Annotated in this window: 4 protein-coding genes and 1 pseudogene; 1 reads left to right on the plus strand and 4 read right to left on the minus strand. The window is 62.2% G+C overall.

Translation table 11 applies throughout. The features are described 5' to 3' along the window. The 4 genes and pseudogenes from ACTHL0_RS03235 to ACTHL0_RS03250 form a co-directional block, all read right to left on the minus strand. A pseudogene (locus ACTHL0_RS03235) lies at positions 1-167 on the minus strand (sulfate adenylyltransferase subunit CysD); the annotation flags it as partial. A gap of 81 nt (positions 168-248) precedes the next feature. Further along, positions 249-1,037: a phosphoadenylyl-sulfate reductase gene (locus ACTHL0_RS03240; RefSeq protein WP_440565158.1), complete on the minus strand. Its 789-nt coding sequence runs from the start codon at positions 1,035-1,037 to the stop codon at positions 249-251. Continuing rightward, the gene (locus tag ACTHL0_RS03245) at positions 1,034-1,570 is read right to left on the minus strand and encodes a DUF934 domain-containing protein (RefSeq protein ID WP_331568232.1); all 537 of its coding nucleotides are present in this window, start codon (positions 1,568-1,570) and stop codon (positions 1,034-1,036) included. The genes ACTHL0_RS03240 and ACTHL0_RS03245 overlap by 4 nt, the downstream gene beginning before the upstream one ends. Positions 1,571-1,611: 41 nt before the next feature. After that, complete coding sequence (locus ACTHL0_RS03250; RefSeq protein WP_331568233.1) at positions 1,612-3,291, minus strand: nitrite/sulfite reductase; 1,680 nt, start codon at positions 3,289-3,291, stop codon at positions 1,612-1,614. A gap of 209 nt (positions 3,292-3,500) precedes the next feature. Between ACTHL0_RS03250 and ACTHL0_RS03255 the strand changes: the two genes are divergently transcribed. After that, on the plus strand, positions 3,501-4,320 hold an 820-nt coding region (locus ACTHL0_RS03255; protein WP_440565159.1), incomplete at its 3' end, for a CysB family HTH-type transcriptional regulator.

Here is a 4,320-nt window from a genome sequence, read left to right on the forward strand (position 1 = left end):
ACCACCGAGTCCTTGCCGCCCGAAAACAGCAGCGCAGGCTTGGCGCATTCCGCCACCAGCTCGCGCAGAATGTGGATCGATTCCGCTTCCAGCCAGTCCAGGTGGTCCATGCGGTTCGTCGTGACCGAAAGCGGGGTCGTGGCGGAGGGTTCCAGAATCGTGCTCATATGGGTGTCGTTCCTATCGTTTGCCCGGCCGGCGCCGGTTATCCAGCGTTACCGCGGGCACTCGTCTACTGCGTTGCTTCGTTATACCGTCGGTTTCGTATCGGCGGGGATCACGCTGATCGGCGGGAGCTGCGACATCGGCGACATATGCAAGCCGCACTCCTTCGTATCGCGCGACTCCCACCACCAGCGTCCGGCCCGGCTGTCCTCGCCGGGGCGGATGGCCCGCGTACAGGGCTCGCAGCCGATGCTCGGATAGCCGCGCGCATGAAGCGGATTCACGGGCACGTCATACTGCGTCAGATACGTCCACACTTCGGCCTCGCTCCAATCGGCGAGCGGGTTGTACTTGGCGATGCCGCGCGCGGCGTCGTGCTCTTCTTCGTGCAGCTCGGCGCGCGTCACCGACTGCTCGCGGCGCTGCCCCGTCACCCATGCATCGACGCCCGAAAGCGCACGGTTCAGCGGCTCGACCTTGCGGATTTCGCAGCAGCGCTTGCGCAACTCGACGCTTTCGTAAAACGCGTTCAGTCCATGCTCGCCAACATAGGCGTCGACCGATTCCGGTTGCGGATGAAACTGCTCGATCTCATACCCGTAGCGCTCGCGCACGCGCGCGATCATGTCGATCGTCTCGGCATGCAACCGACCGGTATTCAACGAGAAGATGCCGATTGCGGCGCCGCGCGACAAAATCGCATGCGTGAGCACCATGTCCTCGGCCGCGAGGCTGCTCGCGAGCTTGACCTTGCCATCGTGGCGGGCCGCGATCGTATCGATCAGCGCATTCAGGCGTTCGACCTTCGCGGCCAGCTCCGCGCTATCCGCGCGGCCGGCCAGCTCGGCTGGATTGACCACGGTGGCGCTCATGCGCGTTCCTCCGCGGCCGCGGCGCGGCGACGAAAAAGCGGCTGCGGCGTATCGACAGCCGATTGATACTGCACCGAGAACTCGCCAAACGCTTTCAGCGCATCGTGAATGTCCTTGTCCGGGCGGACGGCGAATGCATCGAAGCCGCAACGCGCCATGAAATTCAACTGATCGCGCAGTACGTCGCCGATTGCGCGCAGCTCGCCACGCCAGCCGTAGCGCTCGCGCAACAGGCGCGCGATGCTGTAGCCGCGGCCGTCGCGAAACACGGGAAAGTCCACGCCGATCAGCGCGACTTTCTCGAAGTCGGCAACGAGATCGGCCGGCTCGTCATCGGGCGCGAGCCATACGCCGAGCGACGCCGCGTCGCGCTGCGCAACAAGCGCTTCACGCGCTTGCTTCCACAAGACGAACGGCACGAGTAGGCGACCGGCGGGAAGCTGATCGAGCGTCGGCAGGCTGCCGTCTTCAAGCGCGCGTACGACATGCCAATCGTCCTCGAGCACGGTCCGGTTCTTGATAATCGAAGTCATCTGCGAGTGTTCCTTCTCTTTCCTTCTTGCTCTCGTCGGTGTCAGGCGTGCGCGGGCTGGCGCGACGCATAGACCCGTTCCTTGAACGGCGCCATACCGATTCGATTATAGGTATCGATGAACCGCTCGCCGTCGATACGATTTTCGACGAAAGTATCGATCACTTTCGTCACGACATCGGGCATTTCCTGAGCCGCGAACGACGGCCCGATCACACGGCCGAGGTGCGCAAGCGTCGCGCCCGTGCCCTGTTCGCCGCCGAGCGTCAGCTGATACCACTCCGAGCCATCCTTGTCGACGCCCAGAATGCCGATGTTCCCGACGTGATGGTGGCCGCACGAATTGATACATCCCGAGATGTTCAACGACAGGTCGCCCAGGTCGTACACGTAGTCGAGATCGTTGAAGCGGTCCTGGATCGCCTGCGCGATGGGCAGGGACTTCGCATTCGCGAGCGAGCAGAAATCGCCGCCCGGGCACGCGATGATGTCGGTCAGCAAGCCGATGTTCGCGGTCGCGAAGCCTTGCTTCTTCGCTTCTTCCCAGAGTGCGAACAGGTCGCGCTTCTTCACGTCCGCGAGAATCAGGTTCTGCTCGTGGGACACGCGAATTTCACCGAACGAGTACTGGTCGGCCCAATCCGCCACGGCTTCCATTTGCTCCGCGGTGGCATCGCCCGGCGCGCCCTTGGCCGGCTTCAAAGACAGCGTGACGGCGGCGTAGCCCGGCACCTTGTGCGGGCGCATGTTGCGCTCGACCCAGCGTGCGAACGCCCGGTTTTCGAGCAGATGCTTTTCGAACGATGCGTCCGTATCCGACAACTTCTCGTACGGCTGCGGCTGGAAATGTTGCGCGACACGATCGTATTCCGCTTGCGTCAGCGTCGAGGGACCGTCCTTCAGGTGCTGCCATTCCTCTTCGACTTGTTGCGCGAATTTCTCGGGGCCGAGCGCCTTCACGAGAATCTTGATGCGCGCCTTGAAGAGGTTGTCGCGGCGGCCGAAGCGGTTGTAGACGCGCAGCACGGCCTCGCAATACGTGAGCAGATGCTGCCACGGCAGGTTTTCGCGAATCACGGCACCGATGATCGGTGTACGGCCCAAACCCCCGCCCGCGAGGATCGCGCAGACCACCTCGCCCGCTTCGTTCTTCGACAGATAGACGCCCAGATCGTGAATCTGTACCGCAACACGGTCTTCTTTCGATCCCGACACGGCGATCTTGAACTTGCGCGGCAACCAGCTGAATTCGGGGTGGAACGTCGACCATTGGCGCAGGATCTCCGCCCACGGACGCGGATCGACGATCTCGTCGGGCGCCACACCGGCGAACTGGTCGGCCGTGATGTTGCGGATGTCGTTGCCTGAGGTCTGGATGCCGTGCATCTGCACCGATGCCAGGTCCGCCAGCAGGTCGGGCGTGTCCTCGAGCTGGATCCAGTTGTACTGGATGTTCGTACGCGTCGAGAAGTGACCGTAGCCACGGTCGTACTTGCGCGCGATGTGTGCGAGCATGCGCAACTGGTCGCTGCGCAAGTTGCCGTACGGAATCGCGATGCGGTGCATGTACGCGTGGCGTTGCATGTAAAGGCCGTTCTGCAGACGCAGCGGGCGGAATTCATCCTCGCTCAATTCGCCCGACAAGCGGCGGCGGACCTGGTCGCGATACTGCGCGACGCGCTCGTCGACGATAGTCTGGTCGTACTGATCGTATTGATACATTCGGGGACCCCAGGTTGTGTCGCGCCGCGGCCTGGTCCGCGACGCCCGAATTGCTGTCCGTGCCTGCCGGCGCCCGTAATCCGGGCCGCCAGCTCATTTGCTAATGACAAAAACTGCTAAGCGTATTGATAAACGTCTGGGGATCGTAATAAACTGGCCTTATATTTCAAACGACTTAAAAATTGTTTCCTTATGCGCAAGGGTTATAAATGAACCTGCACCAGTTCCGGTTCGTGCGCGAGGCCGTTCGTCAGAACTTCAATCTGACGGAGGCCGCCAAGGCGCTCTACACGTCGCAACCCGGCGTTTCGAAGGCGATCATCGAGCTCGAGGACGAGCTTGGGGTCGAAATCTTCACACGGCATGGCAAGCGCGTGCGCTCGCTGACGGAGCCGGGGCGGATCATTCTGGCGTCCGTCGAGCGGATTCTGCAGGAGGTGGAAAGCCTGAAGCGGGTCGGCAAGGATTTCGCCGCGCAGGACCAGGGCAATCTCATCATTGCGGCTACGCATACCCAAGCCCGATACTCGCTGCCGGCTGCCATCGCCGAGTTCAAGCGGCGCTTTCCGAAGGTGCACCTTTCGATTTTGCAAGGAAGCCCGACGCAGGTCGCCGAGATGGTCATGCACGACCATGCCGACATCGCCATCGCGACCGAGGCGATCTCCAACTATAAGGAACTGGTCTCGCTGCCGTGCTTTCAGTGGCATCACGTGGCGATCATGCCCGCGGACCACCCCCTGCTGCAGCGCAAACAGCTTTCCCTGGAAGATCTGGCGCAGTACCCGCTCATCACGTACGAAGCCGCGTTCGCGGGCCGGACGAAGATCAACGAGGCGTTCGCGCGGCGCAATCTGACGCCCGACGTGGTCCTCGAGGCAATCGATGCCGACGTCATCAAAACCTACGTCGAGTTGGGGCTCGGCGTGGGCATCATGGCCGATATCGCATTCAACGCGGAACGTGACAAGCATTTGCGCGCCATGCCGGTCGGCCATCTCTTCGGCACGAATCTGACCAGGATCGCCC

Source organism: Trinickia sp. (assembly GCF_051961175.1).
GTDB lineage: Bacteria > Pseudomonadota > Gammaproteobacteria > Burkholderiales > Burkholderiaceae > Trinickia.

Excerpts from the sequence above, each read along its gene's own strand:
- ACTHL0_RS03250 (WP_331568233.1), bottom strand. The coding sequence starts at position 3,291 with ATGTATCAATACGATCAGTACGACCAGACTATCGTCGACGAGCGCGTC.
- ACTHL0_RS03240 (WP_440565158.1), bottom strand. The coding sequence starts at position 1,037 with ATGAGCGCCACCGTGGTCAATCCAGCCGAGCTGGCCGGCCGCGCGGAT.
- ACTHL0_RS03245 (WP_331568232.1), bottom strand. The coding sequence starts at position 1,570 with ATGACTTCGATTATCAAGAACCGGACCGTGCTCGAGGACGATTGGCAT.